Source organism: Duganella zoogloeoides, assembly GCF_034479515.1.
Taxonomy (GTDB): Bacteria; Pseudomonadota; Gammaproteobacteria; order Burkholderiales; family Burkholderiaceae_D; genus Rugamonas; species Rugamonas zoogloeoides.
The window spans coordinates 2,375,447-2,400,807 of the sequence record NZ_CP140152.1; the positions used below are offsets into that span (position 1 = coordinate 2,375,447).

Here is a 25,361-nt window from a genome sequence, read left to right on the forward strand (position 1 = left end):
CCTCTATAATAGGATCAAGTAGGCACGTGAAAAGCGGACCGAAGTTCGCTTTTTGTTTCGAATTGTTGGAGACGCGCTGCGGCGCAATAAAAACGGACTTGTGATGAGTAGTGCGAAAAAAAATGCTGACCGCCTGATCAAAAAATACCCGAATCGTCGTCTGTACGATACCCAGACCAGTTCCTACATCACGCTGTCGGACGTCAAGCAGCTGGTGCTCGATAACGAAGTATTCACCGTGGTCGATGCCAAGACCAACGAAGATCTGAGCCGCAGCATTCTCCTGCAAATCATTCTGGAAGAAGAGGCCAGCGGCGCGCCGATGTTCTCGAGCGACGTGCTGTCACAGATCATCCGCTTCTACGGCCACGCCATGCAGGGCATGATGGGGTCGTACCTGGAAAAGAATGTCCAGGCCTTCACCGATATCCAGCGCAAATTCACCGGCACCACCCCCGGCGCAATTGACGGTAAAGCGTTTAGCCCGGAAATGTGGACCCAGTTCATGAACGTCCAGGGCCCGATGATGCAAGGCATGATGAACAACTACATCGACCAGAGCAAAAGCCTGTTCGTGCAGATGCAGGAGCAGATGCAGAACCAGAGCAAGACCCTGTTCGGCACCTTCCCGTTCGGCCCGGTGGTACCGCCCACCGACAAGAAGTAATCTTTCCGCGTTAGTGGAATTTGAACGGCACAGTGGCGTTGGCTACTGTGCCGTTTTTGCTTGAGCGTTTTGTCTGAGGTTAAATCGGTAATTCCCGACTCAGCGTTTCCCCGGCCGCAAAATCGACTCCAGTTCCGCAAACGACGGCCGTTGCTTCGCTGAAATCACCTTGCGGCCGAACTCCACCGCCAGCGACGGCGCATAGCCGTTCAGGCTGGCGATGATGGTGACTTTTACGCACTGGAGCACGCCGGTCGATTCTTGCAGCTTGCGTTCGAGCAGGCTGGCGATCGGGCCGAACACGCCGTAGGCCAGCAAGATGCCGAGGAAAGTGCCCACGAGCGCGGCGGCAATCAGGTTGCCCAGTTCCGCCGGGGGCAGGCCGACCGAGGCCATGGTGTGGACCACGCCCATCACGGCAGCCACGATGCCGAAAGCGGGCAGCGCTTCTGCCACCTTGTGGATGGCGTTGATCGCCAGTTCGCCGTCCTGGTGATGGACGTCGATTTCGTTGTCCATCAGGTTTTCGATCTGATAAATGTCGATATTGCCGTTGATGATCAGGCGCAGGTAGTCGGTGATGAATTCTACCAGGTGGGGATCGGCCATCACCAGCGGAAACTTGAGGAAGATCGGGCTGCTCTGCGGGTTGTCGATTTCGTTCTCGATTGCCATCAGGCCTTCGCGGCGGGCCTTGGTCAGCAGCTCGAACATCAGGCTCATCAGGTCCACGTACAGGGCGCGGGTCTGGCGCGCGGTCTGGAACAGCGAGGGCAAAGCGTCGTACACGGCCTGGCGCGACTTGCCATCGTTGGCGATCACGAAGGCGCCCAGTGCGCCGCCGGCAATCATCATGAATTCGTAGGGCTGGAACAAGGGCGCCAGGTGGCCGCCCTCGAGCGCAAAGCCGCCAAATATCGCGCCCAGGGCGATAACGATGCCAACAATAACTGCCATGGAAGGTCCAATCGTGAATTCCGACAAGGCATCACGATACCATCTTGCAGTATGGAAAGATATACAGATGAGCATGGATCCAACATCGATTCGGCGTGCGCGGTGGTGAGGGCTTCTCTGCAGCAAGTGCGATCGGGTATAATGCCCGATTGCCCGGCATCTTCATGACACCCAACATGCAATCGCAACCACTTTCCCGTATCACCAAGCCTGCAGCAGCCACCACCATCAGCGGTGCGGCGCCCAAAGTCGGCTTTGTCTCGCTCGGCTGCCCCAAGGCGCTGGTCGATTCCGAACAAATCCTGACCCAGCTGCGCGCCGAGGGCTACGAGACTGCCAAGTCCTATGACGGCGCCGACCTGGTGATCGTCAACACCTGCGGCTTCATCGACGCGGCCGTGCAGGAGTCGCTCGACGCCATCGGCGAAGCGCTGGCCGAAAACGGTAAAGTCATCGTGACCGGTTGCCTCGGTGCGAAAAAAGACGCCGCCGGCGACGACATCATCATGAAGGTGCACCCGAAGGTGCTGGCCGTGACCGGCCCGCACGCGCTGGCCGAAGTAATGGACTCGGTCCACTTCCACCTGCCCAAGCCGCACGAGCCGTTCATCGACCTGCTGCCGCCGCAAGGCATCAAGCTCACGCCGAAGCACTACGCGTACCTGAAAATCTCCGAGGGCTGCAACCACCGCTGCTCGTTCTGCATCATCCCGTCGATGCGCGGCGACCTGGTGTCGCGCCCGATCGGCGAGCTGCTGCTGGAAGCGGAAAACCTGTTCAAGTCCGGCGTCAAGGAACTGCTGGTGATTTCGCAGGATACCTCGGCCTACGGCGTTGACGTCAAATTCCGCACCGGCTTCTGGAACGGCCGCCCGATCAAGACCCACATGACGCAGCTGATGGAAGCGCTGGGCGAGCTGGCCAAGTCGCACGGCGCCTGGGTGCGCATGCACTACGTGTACCCGTACCCGCACGTGGACCAGGTGATCCCGATGATGGGCGAGCACGTGCTGCCCTACCTCGACATCCCGATGCAGCACGCGCATCCCGACGTGTTGAAGCGCATGAAGCGTCCGGCCAGCGGCGAGAAAAACCTCGACCGCATCCTGGCCTGGCGCAAGATGAACCCGGACCTGACCATCCGCTCGACCTTTATCGCCGGTTTCCCGGGCGAGACCGAAGAAGAGTTCCAGTACCTGCTGGACTTCCTCAAGGAAGCGCAGATCGACCGCCTTGGCTGCTTCGCCTATTCGCCGGTGGAAGGCGCCACCGCCAACGAACTGGCCAACCCGGTACCGGAGGAAGTGCGCGAAGAACGCCGTGGCCGCGTGATGCTGCTGCAGGAAGAAATCTCGAAGAACCGCCTGAAGGCCAAGGTCGGCAAGACCGTGCGCGTGCTGATTGATGAGGTCAACCGCACTGGCGGCGTCGGTCGCTCGGCAGCCGATGCGCCCGAAATCGACGGCGTGGTGTACGTGAAGCCACCGTACGAGCCGCACAAGAAGCTGGTCGTCGGCCAGTTCGTCGATGTGCGCATCACGACTTCCGACGCGCATGACCTGTGGGGCGAGGCGCAATAAGCTGCTGCGGGGCGGCTATAATACGGGCGGAGCATCGATCATCTCGATGCTCCGCCTTTTTTTATTCGCTTGCTCCTTTGATGACCACCAAAAAATCCCCGCAGACCGCCCTGATCCACTCCGACTACCGTCCTCCAGCAGGTTTCAGTGCATTCCCCACCGCGATCCACCATGCTTCCACGGTGCTGTTCGGAAACGTGGCTGCGCTGCGCTCGGGCGAGTGGAAGGACAAGAACGCCTATACCTACGGCCTGCACGGCACGCCCACCACCTTTACGCTGGAAGCCCGGCTGGCCGACATCGAGGGCGGCACCCAGTGCCTGCTGGCGCCCAGCGGCCTGGCGGCGATCGCCATGGTGGACTTTGCGCTGCTCAAGACCGGTGACGACGTGCTGTTGCCCGATAACGTCTATAACCCCAACCGCGAACTGGGGCGCTGGCTGGAAGCCGACTTCGGCATCACCGCGCGCTATTACGACCCGCTGGTCGGCGCCGGCATCGCCGAACTGATACTGCCGAACACAAAACTGATCTGGACCGAGGCTCCCGGTTCGGTATCGATGGAAGTGCCCGACCTGCCGGCCATCTGCACTGCCGCCCATGCGCGCGGCGTGCTGGTCGCACTCGATAACACCTGGGCGGCCGGCCTGGCCTTCAACGGTTTCGAGCACGGCGCCGACATCGTCATGCAGGCGCTGACCAAGTACCAGTCGGGCGGCTCGGACGTATTGATGGGCGCCGTCATCACGCGCGACCGCGCCATCCACGACCGTCTGAGCCTGGCCCACATGCGCCTGGGCCTCGGTGTGGGTGCGGACGACGCCTACCTGGTGCTGCGCGGCCTGCCCACCATGCGCCTGCGTTTCGACGCCCACGACAAGTCCGCGCGCAAGGTGGCGGCGTGGCTCAAAACCCGTCCCGAGATCACCCGCGTGCTGCATCCCGCGCTGGCCGACTGCCCGGGCCACGATACCTGGCAGCGCGACTTTACCGGCGCCGGCGGCCTGTTCTCGGTGCTGTTCGACGCGCGCTACACGGAAGAACAGACCGACCGCTTCATCGATGCCTTGCAGCTGTTCGGCATCGGCTACAGCTGGGGCGGCGCCAACAGCCTGGCGGTCCCGTACCGCATCGCGCACATGCGCAAGAACTGGAGCGACCAGGGCATCCTGGTGCGCTTTAACATCGGCCTGGAAAGCGCCGATGACCTGATCGCCGATATTGAACAAGCATTGGAGTTGATGAAATGAGTCGTTTCTGGAGCAAAGTAGTCCATGGCCTGACGCCGTACACGCCGGGCGAGCAGGTACGCATGCCCGGCCTGATCAAGCTGAACACCAACGAGAACCCGTATGGCCCGTCGCCGAAAGCAGTCGCCGCCATGCAGGCCGCCGTGGACGACGACCTGCGCCGCTATCCCGATCCGGCCAACCTGGCGGTCAAGGATGCGGTGGCGCGGCGCCTGGGCGTGCGGCGCGAGCAGGTTTTTGTCGGTAACAGTTCCGATGAAGTGCTGGCCCACACCTTCCACGCGCTGCTCAAGCACGAACTGCCGCTGCTGTGCCCCGACATCAGCTACAGTTTTTACGCCACGTATTGCAGCCTGTATGGCATCACTGCCGTGCAGGTGCCATTGAATGACCGCTTCGAGATCGACGTCGAAGATTACAACGCACCGTGCGGCGCCATCATCGTCGCCAACCCCAATGCGCCGACCGGCATTGCCCTGTCGCTGGCGCAGATCGAAGCGCTGCTGCTGGCGCACGCGGACCAGGTGGTGGTGGTCGATGAAGCCTACGTGGACTTCGGCGGCGAAAGCGCCAGCGCGCTGGTGGACCGCTACGACAACCTGCTGGTGATCCAGACCCTGTCGAAATCGCATTCGCTGGCCGGCCTGCGGGTGGGCTTTGCGGTCGGTCACCCGGATTTGATCGCGGGCCTCGAGCGCGTAAAAAACAGTTTTAACTGCTACCCGCTGGGGCAGGTGGCGCAGGCCGGCGCGGTTGCCTCGCTGGACGACGTCGACTACGCGCAGCAGACGGCGCGCGCGGTCATCGCCACGCGTGCGTGGCTCACCGCCGAGATGCTGGCGCTGGGCTTCGAGGTGCTGCCGTCGCGCGCCAATTTCATCTTCGTGCGCCATCCGCAGCATGACGCGGTGACGATTGCCGCCGGCCTGCGCGAGCGGGCGATCCTGGTGCGCCACTTCAAGCAGGCGCGCATCGACCAGTTCCTGCGTATCTCGATCGGTACGGATGCCGAATGCGCGGCACTGGTCGATGCACTGAAGACGCTGCTAGCCTGATCCATTCTGATATACTGTATGAATATACAGTTGCGGAGTGGATCATGGAACTGACGGACAAACTGGAAATCCTGGCCGATGCGGCCAAGTACGACGCCTCGTGCGCCAGCAGCGGGGCGCCCAAGCGCCATTCGGTGGGCAAAGACGGCTTTGGCGCCACCACCGGTATGGGCATCTGCCACAGCTATACGCCGGACGGGCGCTGCGTCTCGCTGCTCAAGATCCTGCTGACCAATTACTGCCTGTACGATTGCCAGTACTGCGTCAACCGCCGCACGTCCAACGTGCCGCGTGCGCGCTTCACGGTGGCCGAGGTGGTCAAGCTCACCAAGGATTTCTACCTGCGTAACTACATCGACGGCCTGTTCCTCAGTTCCGGCATCATCCAGTCGGCCGACTACACGATGGAACAGCTGGTGCAGATCGCCCGCGAGCTGCGCGAGGTGCACCAGTTCCGTGGCTACATCCATTTGAAAACCATTCCGGACGCCGACCCGGCGCTGATCGCCGCCGCCGGCCGCTACGCGGATCGCCTCAGCGTCAATATCGAGCTGCCGACGCAGGACAGCGTGCAAAAGCTCGCGCCGGAAAAGAGCGTCCACACCATCAAGCTGGCCATGGGCTCGATCCGCCGCAAGCTTGACGAAAAAGCGGAAGAGCCGAAGTCGCCGCGTTTCGCGCCGGCCGGCCAGAGCACGCAAATGATCGTAGGGGCCGACGCCAGCGACGACCAGCAAATCCTGAAAACCGCCGAAACCCTGTACGGCAGCTACAAGCTCAAACGCGTGTACTACTCGGCTTTCAGCCCCATTCCGCAAAGCCCGAAAAGCGTGCCGCTGGCGCCCCCGCCCATGATGCGCGAGCACCGCCTGTACCAGGCCGACTTTTTATTGCGCAGCTACGGCTTCCAGGTCGATGAGCTGCTGCCCAAGACCGGCAACCTGGCGCTCGACATCGACCCCAAGCTGGCCTGGGCTTTGGCCAACCGCGAACACTTTCCGATGGACCTGAATCGCGCCGAGCCGCACATGATCGCCCGCATCCCCGGCATCGGCCTGCGCAACGCCCAGCGCATCGTCGATCTGCGCCGGTTGCGCCAGGTGCGCTACGCGGACCTTACGCGCTTGAAGTGCAGCATGAAGAAGATCTCGCCGTTCATCATCACGGCCGATTACATCCCGGTCAACGACGCAGGGCCGTCCGAGCACCTGCGCCGGGCGATGGCCGTGCCGGCCCAGCAAATGAACCTGTGGCCGGAGCTGCAAGCGGCATGACGCGCAGGGTGGTCCAGACGTTTGCCGAATGGCGCACGGCCGCACGCGACCTGGTGGCGCGCAGCATCGCGCCCGAGTACGTGGAGTGGGCCAGCGAGCCGGAAGACGGCGACCTGTTCTCCGGCTTCGGCTCCCAGGCCGGCGCGGCGGCGCTCAAGGCTGCGCCGCCGCCGGGCACCGAGTTGCGCCTGCCGCGCCAGCTGATGGACATGATCGAGGACGCCGCCTGTTTCAATGCGCTCGACCGCTGGTCGTTTTTATACAAGGTGATCTGGCGCTGGCATTTGGGCGAGCGCGACGTGGTGTCGCCGGCCGATGCCGACGGCGCCCGCCTGTACGCGATGGCCAAAGCCGTGCACCGCGAGCAGCACGACATGCATGCCTACGTGCGCTTCCGCGAGCGCAAGGAGCAGGACGGCGCCCCGCGCTTCGTGGCCTGGTTCGAACCCACCCACGACGTACTGCCGCAGGTGGCGCGCCATTTCGCCCGCCGCATGGGGCCCATCACCTGGATGATCGCCACGCCGAACCAGGCCATCCTGTGGGACGGCGAAAAATTGATCGAAGCGCCGTCGCTGCTGCGCACCGCAGCCGATATCGAGGACGCCGGCGAGGCGCTGTGGCTCACCTATTACCGCAGCATCTTCAACCCGGCGCGCGTCAATGCCGACCTGCTGCGCAGCCATATCCCGTCGCGGTTCTGGAAGAATTTACCGGAAGGCGCGATCGTGCCGGCCATGGTCACCGCCGCCAACAACGGCGAGCGCCGCACCGGCCAGACCGGCACCGTGGGCCAGCGCGGCGGCGCCACCAGCATCCCGATCGCACCGGAACGCGCGCAGCCGCAGCGCGAGGTACCCACGTCGCTCGATCAGTGCCGCCGCTGCACGCTATGGGAAAATGCCACCCAGGTCGTGGCTGGCGTAGGACCGGCGCAGGCGCGCATCATGCTCGTCGGCGAGCAGCCGGGCGACCAGGAGGATTTGCAGGGTTTGCCGTTCGTGGGGCCGGCCGGCGCGGTGCTGCAACAGGCGATGCAGGAGGCCGGGGTGGACCGCGACAGCATTTATCTGACCAACGCCGTCAAGCATTTCAAGTGGGAGCCGCGCGGCAAGCGGCGCCTGCACAAGACGCCGGCGCAGCGCGAGGTGGCCGCGTGCCACCTGTGGCTGGAAGAGGAGCTGAAACGGGTACAACCGCAAGTGGTGGTGGCGCTGGGCAGCACCGCGCTGAAATCGCTGCTGCAGGACGGCTCGGCCACCATGACGTCGATGATGAACGATGGCCACCCGGCGCCGGTGCAGCACGACGGGCGCTGGGTGGTCACCGTCTATCACCCGTCATACGTACTGCGCGCGCCCGATGAAGCGGCGCGGCGCCAGGCCTACGGCGTGATCGTCGAAGGCCTGCGCCAGGCGCTGCAACTGGTCGGGCGTTAGACGGCGGCCGCTTCGTTGTTACTGAGGCGCATGAAGCCGGCGATCAGGCGGTAGGCTTTCCACAGCCAGGCGCCGAGCCAGACCAGGTACGCCAGCGGAATGCCGATGATGGTGATGAATGCCAGCGCACCGACGGCCACCCATACCACGTACCACCAGAACGAACGGATCATCCACGTGTGATGGCTGTGCACGAAGGTGCCGGTGGTGCCGGGGCGCTGCGCATAGTTGATCACCAGCGGAATCACCGAGAACAGGCCCAGCGAAAAGATGAAGCTCACGGCATGCACGATGTACAGCCACCAGGCGGTGGTCTTGGCCGAGCTGTCACGACCATCGAGTATCAATTCCTGCGACATGGCGATTCCTTTAAAGTGACAATGGTGTCAAAAGTATAGCGGAATCGCCCGGTGTTCACCGAGTTTCATTGTGCGGTGGCGTACCAACCGCACGTTGCAAGAACATGTCTATATCGGCGAACAACTCGGCCTGGATGGCGCCGCGGTCGAAGCCGGGCGGATCCTGCGACGGATGGAACTCCGGCTTGGTCATCTCGGGCGGGAATTTGCTCATGAACGAGAAGTGGGCCGCACCATCAAATACCTTGTGGACCACCTGGGCACGGTCGGCCACGCCATCGAGTACGTTGAACGCGTGTTCGACCGGCGTGTTGACGTCCCGGTCGCCGGTGATCATCAGGATCGGCAGCCGCACGGTGCGCAGTGCTTCGGGACGGAACCAGGCGGTGGCTGGCGCCAGCAGCACCAGTGCGCGCACCCGGTCGTCGGGCGTTACCGGCACCGGCTGCGGCGGATTGGTCTTGCGCTCGTATGGCCCGGTCCACGGCTTGCCGCCGGCTACCGCCAGCGCCGTGTAGCCGCCGATCGAGTGGCCGATGACGGCGACGCGGTCCGCGATCAAATGGTCTTTCAGCTGGTCGTAGGCGGCGTCGATGACCAGCGTGATGTGGCGCGGCCGGTTGGCCAGGTTGGCGGCGGTGTTGGCGCGGTTGTTGTTATGGCGCGTGTTGCCGGTATGGGCGGGCAGGGCGACGATGTAACCCGATTGCACCAGGTGTTTCGCCAGCTCGCGGTACGCCCACGGCGTGCCGGCATTGCCGTGCGAGACCACCACCAGCGGATGCGGCCCACCCACCGGCGCAGCATTGAGCGCCACCTCGAGCGAATACGGACCGAATTGTTCGGTCGCTTCCACGCCCCCGGCCGGATACAGCAAGGCGAGGGGGATCATCGCCTGCTGCACGGTATCTGCCACCTCGAGCAGGCGGCAGCCGCAAACCGCCATTTATGCCAGCAGCGGCAGGATGCCGTCGAGCCCCACGAAGTTGAGCGCCACGCTGGCCTGCTCGCGCACCACCGGCTTGGCGCGGAACGCCACCGACATGCCGGCAATGCTCATCATTTTCAGGTCGTTGGCGCCGTCGCCCATGACGATCGCGTCCGATGGTGAAATGCCCAGCTCCGCGCATACGCGTTCCACGGTTTGCTGCTTGGCTTCGGCATCGACGATGGCGCCCACCACCTTGCCGGTCAGTTTGCCGTCGACGATTTCAAGCTCGTTGGCGTGGGTGTAGTCAAGATTGAGACGCTGTTTCAGGCGGTTGGTGAAATAGGTGAATCCACCGGAAACCAGCAGGGTTTTCAGGCCGGCTTGTTGCACCGCTTGCAGCATGGCTTCCGCGCCGGGCGAGAGCTTCAGACGCTCGTCGTACACGCGGTCGAGTGCGGAAGCGTCGAGGCCTTCGAGCAGCGCCACGCGGCGCGTGAGGCTGGCGGCGAAATCGAGTTCGCCGCGCATGGCGGCCTCGGTAATCTCCGAGACTTGCGCCTTCAACCCCTGCATGTCGGCGATTTCGTCGATGCACTCGATGGTGATCAGGGTGGAATCCATGTCCATCGCCACCAGTTTGAAATCGGTCATTTTCTGCACGCCGATGGTATAGGTGGCGTCGAGCTGGGCGGCGTTGGCGGCCACTTCGATGGTCTGGCGCAGCGCCGGCGAGAACGCAATGCCTTCGCAGCGCACGGCGCGGTCGCTCAGCCACGTGAGCGCCTGCGGCGCCGTCAGTGCGGCAATGCGTTCGAGTCGTGCGCGGCAGTCGTCGCGCCCTTGTAATACCAGGTTCATGGATTTTGTGGCTATTGTCATTGTTCGTACGGGTTGTAGGCTTCGGTGTTCGGGTAATGCGTGTTTAAGGTACGACCTTAGGCGCGTGCGGTCAACCCTTGATTAGTTGCCAGTGAGTTGTTTAATTGCACCTTTGATCTGGGCGACCCGCGCAGCCAGGTCCGGCATGGCGGCCGTAATCTTCAGTTTGTCCTGGCCGGCGAGCTTGATCTGGCGATTTTTCTGTATCAGTTCGATGATGCGCATCGGGTCGATCGGCGGCTTGGCCATGAACTGCAGGCTGGCCGCTTCGCCGTGGGCGTCGATCTTGATGATGCCCACGGTCTTGGCGGCGATGCGCAGGCGGTGGGTTTCGATCAGCGCCTTGACCGGGTCGGGCAGCTTGCCGAAACGGTCGATCAGCTCTTCCTGCAAATCGTCGATCTTGTCCTGGACCGTGCAGTTGGCCATGCGCTTGTAGATCGACAGCCGTTCGTGCACGTCGCCGCAGAAGTCGGACGGCAGCAGTGCCGGCGTGTGCAGGTTGATTTCGGTGGTCGTGGACAGCGGGGCAGCCAGATCCGGTTCCTTGCCGGCCTTGAGCGAACGTACCGCTTCGTTCAGCATGTCGGTGTACAGCTGGAAGCCGATTTCGGTCATCTCGCCGGACTGGTTGTCGCCGAGGACTTCGCCGGCGCCGCGAATTTCGAGATCGTGCATGGCCAGGTAGAAGCCGCTGCCCAGTTCTTCCATCTGCTGGATGGCATCGAGCCTGCGCTGCGCCTGCTTGGAAAGGCCCTGCACGTCGGTGACCAGCAAATAGGCATACGCCTGGTGGTGCGAGCGGCCCACGCGGCCGCGCAGCTGGTGCAGCTGCGCCAGGCCGAACTTGTCGGCGCGGTGCATGATGATGGTGTTCGCGGTGGGCACATCGATACCGGTTTCGATAATCGTGGTGCACAGCAGGATGTTGTAGCGCTGCGCCACGAAGTCGCGCATCACTTTTTCAAGGTCGCGCTCGTGCATCTGGCCATGGGCCACCGCGATGCGCGCCTCGGGCAGCAATTCGGTGAGCATCGCCAGGCGGTTCTGGATGGTTTCCACCTCGTTGTGCAGGAAGTACACCTGGCCGCCGCGTTTGAGCTCGCGCAGGCAGGCCTCGCGGATGATCGACTCGCCCTCGCTGCGCACGAACGTCTTGATGGCCAGCCGCTTTTGCGGCGCGGTGGCGATGATGGAAAACTCGCGCAGGCCTTCGAGCGCCATGCCCAGCGTGCGCGGGATCGGCGTGGCGGTGAGCGTGAGCACATCGACTTCGGCCCGCAGCGACTTGAGCGCCTCCTTCTGGCGCACGCCGAAGCGGTGTTCCTCGTCGATGATGACCAGGCCCAGGCGCGTGAACTTCACATCGTCCGACAGCAGTTTATGGGTGCCGATCACGATATCGAGCGTGCCGTCGGCCATGCCCTTGATGGCCTGGTTGATTTCCTTGCCGGTGCGGAAGCGCGACATCTCGGCGATGCGCACCGGCCAGTCGGCAAAGCGGTCGGCAAAGGTTTGCGCATGCTGTTCGGCCAGCAGCGTGGTCGGGGCGAGAATCGCCACCTGCTTGCCGCCCATGACCGCGATGAACGCGGCGCGCAGCGCGACTTCGGTCTTGCCGAAGCCGACGTCGCCGCACACCAGGCGGTCCATCGGTTTACCGGACGTCATGTCGCGGATGACGTTATTGATCGCCTCCTGCTGGTCGGGCGTTTCGTCGAAGCCGAAGCTCTCGGCGAAGCGCTCGTAGTCGTGCGCCGAGTATTCGAACGCGTGGCCCTGGCGCAGCGCGCGGCGGGCGTACAGGTTGAGCAGCTCGGCAGCGGTGTCGCGGATCTGTTCGGCCGCGCGGCGCTTGGCCTTTTCCCACTGGCCGGAACCGAGCGTGTGCAGCGGTGCGTCTTCGGGCGCGGCGCCCGAGTAGCGCGAGATTACGTGCAGCTGCGAGACCGGCACATACAGCTTGGTGTCCTTGGCGTATTCCAGGTGCAGGAATTCGGTCTCTCCTTCGCCCAGGTCCATGCTGGTGAGGCCCATGTAGCGGCCGATGCCGTGATTGACGTGCACCACGGGGTCACCGATCTTCAGCTCGGACAGGTCGCGCACCATCGATTCGACCTGCGTGACCGCTTCCTGCTTCTTCTTGCCCACCCGGCGGCCGGAACCCGCATACAGCTCGGTCTCGGTAATGAACACCAGCCGTTCGGCCGGCGTGGCCAGTTCGAAGCCTGCGTGCAGCGGCGCCACGCCCAGCGCCAGTTTGGCGTCGGACGTGGCAAAGCCTTCGAAACCTTCGACCGGCGTGAGGGCCAGGTCGTACTCGCTGAAGTACTGCTGCAGCGTTTCGCGGCGGCCGTTGGTCTCCGCGCAGATCATCACCCGCGTGCCCGCCTGCAGCAGATAGCTGCGCAGGTTGGTGAGCGGGTCTTCCAGGTGGCGGTTGACGGCGATGTTCGGGATGGGCGCCGACAGCTCCGATGCACCCTGGTCCGGGTCTTTCGAGATCACCATGCGGCCATACGGCTTGGCCAGGGTGAAGAACTGCTCGTCCGACAGGAACAGCATGTCGGGCGGCAGGATCGGGCGTTCGCGATCGGCTTTCAGGAAGCGGTGGCGCGAGGTGGTATCGGCCCAGAAGCGCTTGATGGCGGCGTCGATGTCGCCGACCAGGGCCAGCGCGGCGCCGTCGGGCAGGTAGTCGAACAGCGTGGCGGTCTCTTCGAAGAACAGCGGCAGGTAGTACTCGATACCGGCCGAGGCGATGCCGCTGCTGATGTCTTTATAAACGACCGAGCGCGAAGGATCGCCTTCGAAATATTCGCGCCAGCGGCTGCGGAACGTGGTGCGCGCCGCTTCGTCCATCGGGAATTCGCGGCCCGGCAGCAGGCGCACTTCACCGACCGGGTACAGCGAGCGCTGGGTGTCGGCGTCAAAAGTGCGGATGGTTTCCACCGTGTCGCCGAACAGGTCGAGCCGGTAGGGCAGGGCGGAGCCCATCGGGAACAGGTCGATCAGACCGCCGCGCACCGAGTATTCGCCGGGCGACATCACCTGCGTGACGTGGGTATAGCCAGCCAGCGTCAGTTGCGACTTCAAACGCGCTTCGTCGAGCGACTCGCCCTTCTTGAAGAAGAACGTGTACGCCGCCAGGAACGACGGCGGCGCCATGCGCACCAGCGCGGTGGTGGCCGGCACCAGCATCACATCGCACTGGCCGCTGGAGATTTCGTGCAGCGTGGCCAGGCGCTCGGACACCAGGTCCTGGTGCGGCGAGAAGGCGTCGTAGGGCAGCGTTTCCCAGTCCGGCAGCAGGTGGCAGCGCACTTCGTCGCCCGCGAACCATGGAATTTCGTCGCGCAGGCGCTGGGCGTCCGCCGCGCTGGACGTGATCACGGCCAGCATGCGGCCTTGCGCCTTGAGGGCGAGCGCCGCTTGCGCGAGCGCGTACGCATCCGAGGAGCCGTGCAGGGTGGGCAGGGCAAAGCGGTTGCCCGGTTTTGGAATGGAGTTGGCGAGGACTAGGGACACAATGAGGTGGACGCTGGTGAGCTGTGGAGCATGGTCAAAAGGTGAACAACATTATAGACGATGCACCGCAGCCCGGCAGGCGCCTACCCCGGCTTGGGTGCGGACCCGGCCGCCAGGTTGGCGATGCCGAACGGGATATGCACCATCGGTATATTGCCGGCCGGCGATTTCAGGTGGCTCAACTGGTCGTCGAAGAACAGGTGGGGCTTGAAGATGGACAGGATGCGCGCTTTTTCCATTCCGCCCAGGAAGAATGTTTCGTCGGCCGACACGCCCCAGCTCTTGAGCGTGGTGACCACGCGCTCGTGCGCCGGCGCGCTGCGGGCGGTGACGATGGCGATGCGCAGGATGCGCTGGTAGCCGGGATCGTTTGCCAACGCCTGGTCTTCGAGCCGCTGCATGGCGGAGAGCTTCTGGAACAGGTCCGCCAGCGGGCCCGGCTGGTGCGGCACCGCCACCCGTTCGCGCTCGTGGGCGTGGAATTCGGCCACGTCGTTGTTGCGCTTGAAGACAGTTTCCGATTCGTCGTCGGCGATCACGCCGTCGAAGTCGAAGGCCACCCGCAACTCGCCGTCGGCGTCGTCGTCCTCGGTCAGGCCCGGCAGCACCAGGCCGGCCGGGTAGTGCGCGTCGAGCGCCATGCGCACGTCCTGCTCGTTGGCAGTGAGGAATAGCGAGGTATTGAAGGCGGGCAGGTAGGTGTACGGCGACTTGCCGGTGACAAAGCAGGCGCGTGAAATGTCGAGCCCGTAGTGGGCGATCGAATTCATCACCCGCAAGCCGGTCTCCGGCGAATTGCGCGACAGTAGCACCACCTCGACCGGCGCGGCTTGCGGGTGGTGCGCGTTGATCGACAGGAAGCGGCGGATGAACGGAAACGCCACGCCTTTGCCGAGCACGACGTCGAGATGGCGTTCCTGGTACTGGCGATACGCTTCGGCGCCGCCTTCCAGATACACCTGGTGCGATTCGGTCAGGTCGAACAGCGCGCTCGACGCGATGCCGACCACCAGCTTGTGTTCTATCGGATAGGCCATGGAGGGGTGTATGGGTTGTCAATCACGCCACTTTAACCGATTTTCGTGCCTGCCGCGCCACACCTGCGCGTCTCGATGCACATTTTAATTGACGTAGCCTGCGTGACAACGGATATTGGCTGGGCAGAACAAAAAGGTAAGCCACTTCTGGTACCGCAGTAACATCGAGCAGCCCGCGTGGCTGCTTTTTTTTGCCTGCCGGCGCGCCTGTCTCCAAGCGGCTGGGCGGGATATCACCCTCATGCGTCCTCGCTCCTGCGCGCATAGCCGAGCGCCAGCTCCACCCGATTGCGACCGAGTTCCTTGGCCTGGTACAGCGCCATATCCGCCGCATGCACCAGTTGTGCGGGCGCCGCGCCGCCGACCGGGTGGCCGCACGCCACGCCCACGCTCACGGTCACAATGCCGCCAGGCGCTGCAGCATGCACAATGCCCAACGCAGCCACCGCATCGCAGACTGCCTGCGCCACCGCCAGTGCGTTGTCGGGATGGGCATCGGGCACGACGAAGATGAATTCCTCGCCGCCATAGCGCGCCATCTGGTCGCCGCCGCGCCGGAACTGGTCGGCGATCACCGCTGCTATTCGGCGCAGGCAGTCGTCGCCTTGCTGGTGGCCGTAGTGGTCGTTGTACTGCTTGAAGTGGTCGATATCGAGCATGCCGATTGCCAGCATGCTGCGCTGGCGTGCCGCACGCGTCCATTCGGCGGCCAGGATCTGGTCGAAGCGGCGGCGGTTGGGGATGCCGGTGAGGACGTCGGTCATCGACATCAAGGCCAGGCGGTCGTTGGCTTGCTGCAGTTCGGCCGTGCGCTGGGTCACGCGTGCTTCCAGGCGTTGCTCCGATACTTTCAGGCCGGCGATCAGGTCATTCTGGGCGGTCAGCGCTGCCGCCTGTGCCTGTTCCTTTTCGCGCCGCATGATGTGCATGCGGTCGGCCAGTGCGAACGCCAGCAGCAGCATCTCGCAGGCGGAACCGATCTGGGCGCCGAAGTTGGTGATCAGGTTGTGCGGCAAGAACGCCAGCGCTGCCAACGCGCTTCCCATGTTGGCGACGAAGAAGACGCAAAACGCGGCGCAAAAATAATAGGCGCTGCGTTGACGGCGCCCCACGCACACCAGCGCGATCAGCAGCGTGAGGGGCGAGGTGATGCTCCAGATCGCGGTCATGGCGCCAGCCACCTGCTGGTAGAAGAACACCAGCAGCACCGGTGACACCACGAACCATGCCAGCATCGCCAGCAGCAGTTTGTCGAGCCAGGGTACCAGCGTGCGCGTGCCGATCATCTCGCGCATGAAGATGGTGAGGGTGGCGTGCGACAGCGAGAACAGGATCGCGGTCGACAGGTTGGGCCAGCGCCCTCCGATCCCTGGCCACAGCCATTCGTGGGCCAGGCCGTTCTGGCTGGCGAGCGACATGGCGGTGATGGCGACGAAGGCGATATACATCAGGTAGAGCCGGTCGCGCAGCATGGCGAACAGCACCAGGTTGAACAGGAACATGGCGACAACCGTGCCAAAGAACAGGCCCTGCGCCAGGTAATCGCGCTGTTGATGGGCGGCGAATGCCACCGGGTCCCACAGGCGCACTGGTATCAGCTTGGCGCCCTCGGAGGCCACGCGCAGGTAGTAGGTCTGCTGCGATGCGGGCGGCAGGTCCAGCTGGTAGATGTAGTAGCGGTTGGGGTAGTCGCGCGAAGCATGTGGCAACGCGCTGCCGGTGCGGTGCGCGCGGTAGTCGCCGTTGTCGCCGGGCGCGTAAAACCGGATATCGCTCAGGCGCGCATTGCTGATCTCGAGCAGCCGGCGCACCGGCGTGGCGCCGGGGTTGCGCAGCTCCACCTTGAGCCAGTAGGCCGAGCGCGTATAGCCAAAGCTGATCGCCTGATCGGCCTGGCCCGTGTGACGGTACGTTTGCGCGCGCGCCTGCGCAAAGTCGAGTGCGTGCCCAGGGTCTTCAAGCACGGTAATATATTCGACCAGCGACAGTGAGCCCCGGTCCAGTTCAAGCACATCGACCGGCTTGCCGGCGGCATGGGCGGGTGCCGGCAGTCCCGCCAAGGCCAGCAACATCGAAAGCGCGGCTAGCAGCGGCAAGAGCAAATGGTACGGGAGGCGGCGCATATACAAGGCAGGCATTCCTGGTCGACGATCTTCATGTTACCGCATACGCTATAATATTTTCCATAAAATCAACTATAGAGACCACTGTGCAGCCAGACTTCACCTTCGCCCAGTTCAAGACCATGACGCCGCTCGACGCCGGCAATATCTGGGCCTACCTGCTGGACCACTACGCCGACCGCATCACCGTCAAGCGCCGCAAGCCGGCATTGGAAAACCTCGAGCGCATCTTCAATGCCACTTTCAAGCTGGCCAACGACGTCGGCTTTCGCGCCATGAACTTGCGCGACCTGTGCCAGGAAACCGGGTTGTCGATGGGGGGCTTGTACGGCTACATCAGCACCAAGGACCAACTGGCGGAAATGATCGGCGACGTGGTGCGCCACGCCACCCGCGAGGTACCGCTGCTGTTTGACTCCATTATCGATCCGCTCGACCGACTGGAGGCGCTGATACGCTCGTCGATCTACATTTCCGAGATTTTGCAGCCGTGGTTTTATTTCGTGTACATGGATTCGCGCGTGCTGGCCCCGGAGCTGCGCCACGCGGCCAAGAATTCGGAACTATATGTGCAGTCGCTGTTCGCCGACGTCATCGTGCGCCTGCCGTCACGCCCGCCGGGCAGCGCCGATTTGCTGGCGTCGCACCTGATGGCGACGTTCCAGGACTGGTACGTGAAACGCTGGAAGTACCGGGCAGCCGACGTGACGCCCGACCAGTTTGCCGGCAGCGCGGTACGGATGATGCGGGGCTACCTGGCGGCATGAAACGCTGTCATCGAGACATGATTGGCGTCCGAACAAGCTGTGCATGGCGCGCCACACTGACTGCGAAAGCCATTGACGGCACTAGTTGGCCCGATGGATATTGCGATAGGGAATTTCTCTCCAATAGTCACTCACATGGTTGAGCTGACTATCACTATTCGCATAATCGGGAAGTACGATGTTCAGGAATTTACGCATTAAATGGAAGCTGGCCGCGCTGGTCGCGATCATGCTGGTCGCTTTATTGGTGGTGGGTGCTGCCGGCTACCGGGGCATTGCCACGGTGGGTGATTCGGTCGATGAAATCGGCGTGGTGCGCCTGCCGTCGATCCAGGGACTGCTCGGCATCAGCGAAGGCCAGACCGCCGTGGCGGCCGCCACCCTGTACGCCGCCATCTACGAGAACAACTACCAGGCCCACGACAAGTTCGCCGAAGTGCAGGCGTTGCGCCAGCGCGCGTGGGCCAATATCGACCGTGGCTGGAAGCTGTACGAACCGCTGCCGCAAACGCCGGAAGAAACCGTGCTGTGGAAGCAGTTCAGCGCCGAATGGACCGCCTGGAAAGCTGCCGACGACCGGATCGGCACCGTGGTCGGCAGCCTGGCCGCCAATCGCGACGAGGCCGCACAGAAAGAGCTGTTCGCCAGCTTCTACCAGCAATACAACGCCTCGCGTCCGCTGTTTCAAAAAGCGGAAGCAACGCTGCTCAAGATCGTGCACCTCAATGAGGGCATTGCAGGCGCCAGTGTGGAACAGGGACGGGCGGCGGTGGTCAAGGCCGAATGGGTGATGGTGATTGCCGCCCTGGTGGCGTCGCTGGTCGCGATCGGCTGCGCGGCCTATATCACGCAGACCATCACGCGGCCGATCGACGAGGCGGTGCGCGTTGCGCAAACCGTGGCCTCTGGCGATCTGACCAGCCGCATCGACGTTGCCACCACCGAGGAAACCGGCCAGCTGCTGCAGGCCTTGAAGGACATGAACGCGAGCCTGATCCAGATCGTCGGTCAGGTGCGCAGCGGCACAGACACCATTGCCACGGCCTCGGCGCAAATTGCCAGCGGCAACCTGGACCTGTCCTCGCGCACCGAGGAACAAGCCAGCTCGCTGGAGGAAACCGCATCGTCGATGGAAGAACTGACCTCCACCGTCCGCCAGAATGCCGACAACGCGCGCCAGGCCAATGTGCTGGCGGCATCGGCGTCCAGCGTGGCCGTGCGCGGCGGCGGCGTCGTGGCGCGCGTGGTTGAAACGATGGAGGCGATCAATGCGTCGTCGGCGCGGGTGGTGGACATCATTTCAGTTATCGACGGCATCGCGTTCCAGACCAATATCCTGGCGCTGAACGCGGCAGTGGAAGCGGCGCGCGCCGGTGAACAGGGGCGCGGCTTTGCGGTGGTCGCGGGCGAAGTGCGCACGCTGGCGCATCGCTCGGCCGCGGCCGCCAAGGAAATCAAGACCCTGATCGGCGATTCGGTGGAGAAAGTGGGCGAGGGCGGCAAGCTGGTGGCCGAAGCGGGACAGACCATGAGCGACATCGTGGAGAGCGTGCAGCGCGTGACCGACATCATGGGCGAAATCACCATGGCCACCCAGGAGCAAAGCACCGGCATCGACCAGATCAACATGGCGGTGAGCCAGATGGATACCGTCACCCAGCAAAACGCGGCGCTGGTGGAAGAGGCGGCGGCGGCCGCCGCCTCGCTGGAAAACCAGGCTGCGCGCCTGGCCCAGGTGGTGAGCGTGTTCCGGCTCGATGCGGCAGCACCGGCGCGGGCCAGGCTCGCTTACTGATTGATCGGTGGTGGTGGCGGTGGTGGCGGTGGCACCGCGCCAGCGCCGGTAGGCACCGGCACGATATTTTCAGCGCCCGGCGGCTGGCTGTCGAGGTCCAGTGAACTACGCGCCGCGTCGCCGGTGAACTCGTCGTACAGCCACTCGCTGCCCACCTGTGTCAGGCCCACCGGCACCTGCCGGTCGCGGGCCGGGCGGTCTTTCATTGCTACCTTCATGTAGTCGAGCCAGATCGGCAGCGCCACGGTGGCGCCGAATTCCTTGTTGCCCAGCGACTTCGAGTCGTCGTAACCCATCCACGACACAGCCACGATGCCGCCGCCGTAGCCGGCAAACCAGCCATCGACCGCGTCGGACGACGTGCCGGTCTTGCCGGCCATGTCGTGGCGGCCCAGGCGCGCCACGGCGCCGCCGGTGCCGGTGCGGGTGACTTCGCGCAGCATGCTGTCGGTAACGTAGGCGTTGCGCGGATCGAGCACGCGTGCTTCGTCGGGCAGGGTGGTGCGCGGCTTGGTTTCAGAGATGATCTTGCCGTCGCCATCGACGATTTTCGCGATCAGGTACGGCTCCACCGAGTAGCCGCCGTTGGCAAACACCGAGTAGGCGCCGGCCAGCTGCGCCGGCGTGACCGCACCGGTACCGAGCGCCATGGTCAGGTTTTTCGGATGCTTGGCCAGGTCGAAGCCGAACTTGCCCAGGTAATCATGCGCGTACGGTACCGTGAGCGCGCGCAGGATGCGTACCGTCACCACGTTCTTCGATTCGGCCAGCGCGTAGCGCATGGTGATCGGACCTTCGTACTTGTTGTCGTCGTTGCGCGGGCTCCAGGGCTGGTTGCCGGTTTCGGCTGCCGTCAGCTCAAGCGGCTCGTCGTTGAGCAGCGTGGCCGGAGAAAAGCCTTTTTCCAGCGCTGCCGAATACACGAACGGCTTGATCGAGGAGCCGGGCTGGCGCCACGCCTGGGTGACGTGGTTGAATTTTTGCAGGTTGTAGTCGAAGCCGCCCACCATGGCGTGGTAGCCGCCATTGACCGCGTCCATCGACACGAACGCTGCCGCCACCTGCGGCACTTGGGCAATCGCCCAGCCCTTTTTGCCGTTGTCCATGATGCGGATGACGGCGCCGGGACGCACCCGCAGCGACTCTTTTGCCTTGTCGGTCAGCGCATTGGCGGCCAGGCGCAGGCCATCGCCGGTGATGGTGATCTCGTCGCCGGCTTCGTTCTGCACCGTGACCGACTTGCTGCTGGCGGCCAGCACCACTGCCGCAATCAGCCGGTCGCTGTTTGGACGGCGTTGCAGCGCTTCCTCGATGGCGTCGTCGCGTTCCTCGGCGTCGGCGGGCAGAGTGATAAACGCCTCCGGGCCGCGGTAGCCGTGGCGCTGGTCATAGTTGATGACGTTGCGCCGCATCGACTCGTAGGCGGCGTTCTGGTCGTCCTTGAGGATGGTCGTATATACACTGATGCCGCGCGTATAAGACTCTTCCTTGAACTGCGCATACACGGCCTGGCGCGCCAGTTCGGCCACGTATTCGGCATGGACGTCGAACTGCTGGCCCTTGGCGCTGATGTGGATCGGCTGCTTCAGCGCCGCGTCGTACTGCTCGGCGGTGATGTAGTCGAGGTCGCGCATCGACTTGAGCACCAGGTGCTGGCGCTGCTTGGCGCGCTTGAGATTGGTGATCGGGTTGTGGCGCGCCGGGTTTTGCGGCAGGCCGGCCAGCATGGCCATTTCGGCGATGTTCAATTCCTTGAGCGACTTGCCGAAATAGGTTTGCGCCGCGCTGCCGAAACCGAACGAGCGCTGGCCCAGGTAGATCTGGTTCATGTACAGCTCGAGAATTTCGTCCTTGGACAGGGCGTTCTCGATTTTCAGCGACAGCATCACTTCATTGAGCTTGCGGCCGATGACCTTTTCGCGCGTGAGGAAGAAATTGCGCGCCACCTGCATGGTGATGGTGGAACCGCCCTGCCGGAACGAGCCGCCCAGGTTGGCCTTGACGGCCCCCAGCGCGCGCAGCCAGTCGATGCCGTTGTGCTCATAGAAGCGCTTGTCCTCGATCGACAGCACCGCTTTTTTCATCATGTCCGGAATATCCTTGATGGCGATGAAGTCGCGGTGTTCCTCGCCGAATTCGCCGATCAGGGCGTTGTCGGCGGTGTACACGCGCAGCGGAATCTTGGGCTTGTAGTCGGAGATTTTTTCCAGCGTGGGCAAATTGGGGGCGATGGCCAGGAACATATAGGCCGCCAGCCCGGCAGCGCCGACCACGCCGGTCACGCCGGCCACAATGGCGGCGCGGATGGCGTTGCGGCGATTGAGCCACCGGGGCAGTTTGTTGGTTGTAGCAGTCAAAGCGTGGTTCTCGCTATCAATACGGTGCGCAGATTATAGACCAACGATATTTGCGCCAGCTTAAAGCGCCTATCGAAACGTCGCTGGCTGCGTGGCGGTACCAAAGGTCTCGCCGCAAGCCCTGCTTGCCTTAGTGGCAATGAACGTGGCTTTCATGGCGAATTTTAGGCGAGCGATACGGTTGCCCTCTATCATCAAAGTGAAATTTGTCGTACCGTAGGGGATGTGGCAAATCTTGCTATATTACAAGTGACAATTTCGGGGAACTCATGGCGGAACCGCAGCACACGCTCGATTGCGATGTCCTGATCGTGGGAGGCGGCATCAATGGCGCGGGGATCGCGCGCGATGCGGCCGGACGCGGGCTGTCGGTCGTCCTGTGCGAAAAGGACGACCTGGCGGCGCACACGTCTTCGGCCTCGACCAAGCTGATCCACGGCGGCCTGCGCTATCTCGAGTACTACGAATTCAACCTGGTGCGCAAGGCGCTGATCGAGCGCGAAGTGCTGCTGCGCGCGGCGCCGCACATCATGTGGCCGCTGCGCTTCGTCATGCCGCACTCGAAAGGCCAGCGCCCGGCACTGCTGATCCGCGCCGGCCTGTGGCTGTACGACACCCTGGCCCGGCGCGAGCTGCTGCCGCGTTCCGCCGCCATCAACCTGCGCTGCCACTCGGCCGGCAAGCCGCTCAAGCCCGAGTTCCGCTGCGGCTTTGCGTACTCCGACGGCTGGGTGGACGACGCCCGCCTGGTGGTGCTCAACGCCATGGACGCCTGCGAGAAGGGCGCCACCATCCTCACCCAGGCGCGCGTGGACACGCTCACCCGCAAGGGCGCCGGCTGGGAAGCGATCATCGACAAGCCCACCTGCGGCGGCATCCGCGTCAACGCCCGTTACGTGGTCAACGCCGCCGGGCCGTGGACGGCGCAGATGCTGCACGTGGCCACGCCGAAGGAAGGCGCCGGCCACCTGCGCCTGGTCAAGGGCAGCCATATCGTGGTCAGGCGCATGTTCGATCACGACAACGCCTACATCTTCCAGAACCGCGACGGCCGCATCGTGTTCGCGATTCCTTATGAGCGCGACTTCACCCTGATCGGCACCACCGACATCGACTACCAGGGCAACGCCGACAACGTCGCCATCGACGCCAACGAAATCGCCTATTTGTGCCAACTGGCCAGCGAATACTTCGTCAACCCGGTCACGCCAGCCGACGTGGTCTGGACCTATTCCGGCGTGCGCCCGCTGCTCGACGACGGCGCCGACGCCAAGGCCGTCACCCGCGACTACTGGCTCGAAGTCGATAGCGACGGGCCGCCGATCCTGAGCATTTTCGGCGGCAAGATCACCACCTACCGCAAGCTGGCGGAAGACGCGGTGGAGCTGATTGCCAAGGCGCTCGGCAACCGCCACGGCAACTGGACCGCCAACGCCTGCCTGCCTGGCGGCGATTTGTTCGGCGCCGAGCCGCAGAACAAATCGGTGCTCGGCTTCGACGAGTGGGTGCGCAAGGTGCAGAACCATTACGCCTGGCTGCCGCCGCTGCTGGTGGTGCGGTTCGCGCGCGCCTACGGCACCCGCATCCACACGCTGCTGCGCGAACGCGCGACCATCGCCGACATGGGCGAGGAAATCGCCCCGGGCCTGTACCAGGTGGAAGTGGAGTACCTGCGCAAGTACGAATGGGCGCGCACCGCGCACGACATCCTGTGGCGCCGCTCCAAGCTGGGATTGCACCTGCCGCCCGAGGCGGCAGCCACCTTGCAGGACTGGCTCACCGCCCATCCGATGCAGTTCAGATAAAAAAACGGCGCCACCAGGGCGCCGTTTTCGTCAGAGCGTGCAGAGCTTACTTCACGCCGTGCATCAGCTTCTGGATCAGCGGAGCAACCAGGAACAGCACCACGCCGCCCGCCATCAGCGAGTAGAAGCCGAAGGTGTAGCCCGACAGCGCCGACGTGATCGACATGCCTTCAGTGCCGCTGACGTGCGAGGCGAAGATGCCCGACAGGTTGTTGCCGATACCGGTCGACAGGAACCAGCCGCCCATGCCCAGGCCCACCAGGCGGGTCGGGGCCAGCTTGGTCACCATCGACAGGCCGATCGGCGACAGGCACAGCTCACCGATCGATTGCAGCACGTAGACCATGAACAGGGTCCAGAACGGGATCTTGTTGTCGATATTGACCAGCATCGACAGCGAATACATCAGCAGGCCGAAGGCAAGGCCGTTGAACAACAGGCCCAGGCCGAACTTGCGCGGGATCGACGGGTTGGCGCTGCGCAGCTTGACCCAGATGAGCGCGATCAGCGGAGCGAAGGTGATGATGGCCAGCGAGTTCACGGTCTGGAACCACGCAACCGGGAAGGTCCAGTTAAACATCTCGCGGTCGACGATCTTATCGGCCAGGAAGGTGAACGAGCTGCCGGCCTGTTCGAAGAACATCCAGAACATGATATTGAAGAAGAAGATCACCAGCATGGCGATGGCCTTGTCGCGGGCGACCTTGCCGTTCTTGATGCCTTCGACGATCAGCATAACCGACAGCAGGATGAACAGGATGGTCAGCACGACTTGCAGCTTCTCGGCGCCGGCGGCCAGCAGGAAGTACACGACCGGGATCACGCACAGCGAGCCGACGATCACGTACAGCAGACGCTTGGGGTCGGCGTGCTGCGCGTCCGGTGCGCCGATGCCCAGCAGGCGCGCGCGGCCGATGAAGAACCACACCAGCGAGATCAGCATGCCCACGCCGGCCGACATGAACACCACTTTATAGGCTGGCATGCCATCGGTGCCGAACACCTTGGCGGCGAGCCACTCGGTGAGCACTGGCGCTACCATGGCGCCGGCATTGATGCCCATGTAGAAAATGGTGAAGCCCGAATCGCGGCGCGGGTCGCCGGTGGTATAGAGCTTGCCGACCATGGTCGAGATGTTCGGCTTGAACATGCCGTTACCGACGATGATGGTGGCCAGGCCGAACTTGAAGACTTCTTCGTTCGGTACGGCGATCATGAACAGGCCTGCCGCCATGAAGGCGGCGCCGACGAGGATCGAGCGCTGGTAGCCGAGCACGCGGTCGGCCACGTAGCCGCCGAACAGCGCGGCGGCATAAACCAGCGCGAGATACGAACCATAGACCAGGTTGGCGGCGGATTCACCGGAAGGGTCGCCGTTGTAGAACTGGGCGACGACATACAGCACCAGGGCCCAGCGAATGCCGTAGAACGCGAAGCGTTCCCAGAATTCGGTCATGAACAACATCCACAGGGGTGCGGGATGGCCCATGATCTGCTTGAACTCGGGGATGGCTGCTTCCGATTTATTGATGGTGGCACCGCTCATGCGGGGTCTCCT

18 protein-coding genes are annotated in these 25,361 nt (G+C 63.5%); 9 read left to right on the forward strand and 9 right to left on the reverse strand.

The window, feature by feature from the left end; translation table 11 throughout:
• Positions 1-103: 103 nt before the first annotated feature.
• Entirely contained in the window at positions 104-667 is a 564-nt protein-coding gene (gene phaR / locus SR858_RS10525; protein WP_019920740.1) for a polyhydroxyalkanoate synthesis repressor PhaR, read from the forward strand.
• 99 nt (positions 668-766) lie between these two features.
• Here the strand turns inward: phaR and motA are convergent, their stop codons facing one another.
• Complete coding sequence (gene motA, locus SR858_RS10530) at positions 767-1,624, reverse strand: flagellar motor stator protein MotA (RefSeq protein ID WP_019920741.1); 858 nt, start codon at positions 1,622-1,624, stop codon at positions 767-769.
• A gap of 176 nt (positions 1,625-1,800) precedes the next feature.
• Here motA and rimO point away from each other — a divergent pair, with 176 nt between their 5' ends.
• The 5 genes from rimO (at position 1,801) to SR858_RS10555 (ending at position 8,222) form a co-directional block, all read left to right on the forward strand.
• A complete protein-coding gene (gene rimO, locus SR858_RS10535; protein WP_322534548.1) occupies positions 1,801-3,204 on the forward strand; it encodes a 30S ribosomal protein S12 methylthiotransferase RimO in 1,404 nt (467 codons plus the stop codon).
• Between the two features lie 80 nt (positions 3,205-3,284).
• Positions 3,285-4,454 (forward strand): cystathionine beta-lyase, encoded by a 1,170-nt coding sequence (locus tag SR858_RS10540; protein WP_019920743.1) that lies wholly within the window; start codon positions 3,285-3,287, stop codon positions 4,452-4,454.
• Positions 4,451-5,509, forward strand: a complete 1,059-nt coding sequence (gene hisC, locus SR858_RS10545; protein WP_019920744.1) for a histidinol-phosphate transaminase — start codon at positions 4,451-4,453, stop codon at positions 5,507-5,509. Before SR858_RS10540 ends, hisC begins: the two co-directional genes overlap by 4 nt.
• A gap of 44 nt (positions 5,510-5,553) precedes the next feature.
• Positions 5,554-6,783 (forward strand): putative DNA modification/repair radical SAM protein, encoded by a 1,230-nt coding sequence (locus SR858_RS10550; RefSeq protein WP_019920745.1) that lies wholly within the window; start codon positions 5,554-5,556, stop codon positions 6,781-6,783.
• Entirely contained in the window at positions 6,780-8,222 is a 1,443-nt protein-coding gene (locus SR858_RS10555; RefSeq protein ID WP_019920746.1) for a UdgX family uracil-DNA binding protein, read from the forward strand. Before SR858_RS10550 ends, SR858_RS10555 begins: the two co-directional genes overlap by 4 nt.
• On the opposite strand, the gene SR858_RS10560 is transcribed toward SR858_RS10555, so the two are convergent.
• From SR858_RS10560 to SR858_RS10585, 6 genes are all read right to left on the reverse strand, one after another.
• Positions 8,219-8,581, reverse strand: a complete 363-nt coding sequence (locus SR858_RS10560; RefSeq protein WP_019920747.1) for a DUF4870 family protein — start codon at positions 8,579-8,581, stop codon at positions 8,219-8,221. The two genes, SR858_RS10555 and SR858_RS10560, sit on opposite strands and share 4 nt — an antisense overlap.
• Before the next feature lie 55 nt (positions 8,582-8,636).
• Positions 8,637-9,527: an alpha/beta hydrolase family protein gene (locus SR858_RS10565; RefSeq protein WP_019920748.1), complete on the reverse strand. Its 891-nt coding sequence runs from the start codon at positions 9,525-9,527 to the stop codon at positions 8,637-8,639.
• Positions 9,528-10,370, reverse strand: coding sequence for a phosphoserine phosphatase SerB (gene serB, locus SR858_RS10570; RefSeq protein ID WP_019920749.1), 843 nt, complete (start codon positions 10,368-10,370; stop codon positions 9,528-9,530).
• 102 nt (positions 10,371-10,472) lie between these two features.
• Positions 10,473-13,919 (reverse strand): transcription-repair coupling factor, encoded by a 3,447-nt coding sequence (mfd, locus tag SR858_RS10575; RefSeq protein WP_019920750.1) that lies wholly within the window; start codon positions 13,917-13,919, stop codon positions 10,473-10,475.
• A gap of 83 nt (positions 13,920-14,002) precedes the next feature.
• Positions 14,003-14,956, reverse strand: a complete 954-nt coding sequence (locus SR858_RS10580) for a 5'-nucleotidase (protein WP_019920751.1) — start codon at positions 14,954-14,956, stop codon at positions 14,003-14,005.
• Between the two features lie 239 nt (positions 14,957-15,195).
• Complete coding sequence (locus SR858_RS10585) at positions 15,196-17,028, reverse strand: diguanylate cyclase (protein ID WP_322534549.1); 1,833 nt, start codon at positions 17,026-17,028, stop codon at positions 15,196-15,198.
• A gap of 137 nt (positions 17,029-17,165) precedes the next feature.
• Between SR858_RS10585 and SR858_RS10590 the strand changes: the two genes are divergently transcribed.
• The gene (locus SR858_RS10590) at positions 17,166-17,846 is read left to right on the forward strand and encodes a TetR/AcrR family transcriptional regulator (protein WP_019920753.1); all 681 of its coding nucleotides are present in this window, start codon (positions 17,166-17,168) and stop codon (positions 17,844-17,846) included.
• A 178-nt stretch (positions 17,847-18,024) separates the two neighbouring features.
• Positions 18,025-19,641, forward strand: a complete 1,617-nt coding sequence (locus SR858_RS10595) for a methyl-accepting chemotaxis protein (protein WP_019920754.1) — start codon at positions 18,025-18,027, stop codon at positions 19,639-19,641.
• Here SR858_RS10595 and SR858_RS10600 read toward each other — a convergent pair.
• The gene (locus tag SR858_RS10600) at positions 19,635-21,998 is read right to left on the reverse strand and encodes a penicillin-binding protein 1A (protein ID WP_019920755.1); all 2,364 of its coding nucleotides are present in this window, start codon (positions 21,996-21,998) and stop codon (positions 19,635-19,637) included. The genes SR858_RS10595 and SR858_RS10600 overlap by 7 nt on opposite strands.
• A gap of 269 nt (positions 21,999-22,267) precedes the next feature.
• Between SR858_RS10600 and glpD the strand changes: the two genes are divergently transcribed.
• A complete protein-coding gene (gene glpD, locus SR858_RS10605; protein ID WP_019920756.1) occupies positions 22,268-23,803 on the forward strand; it encodes a glycerol-3-phosphate dehydrogenase in 1,536 nt (511 codons plus the stop codon).
• Between the two features lie 46 nt (positions 23,804-23,849).
• Here glpD and SR858_RS10610 read toward each other — a convergent pair whose 3' ends face one another.
• Positions 23,850-25,349 (reverse strand): peptide MFS transporter, encoded by a 1,500-nt coding sequence (locus tag SR858_RS10610; protein WP_019920757.1) that lies wholly within the window; start codon positions 25,347-25,349, stop codon positions 23,850-23,852.
• Between the last annotated feature and the right edge of the window lie 12 nt (positions 25,350-25,361).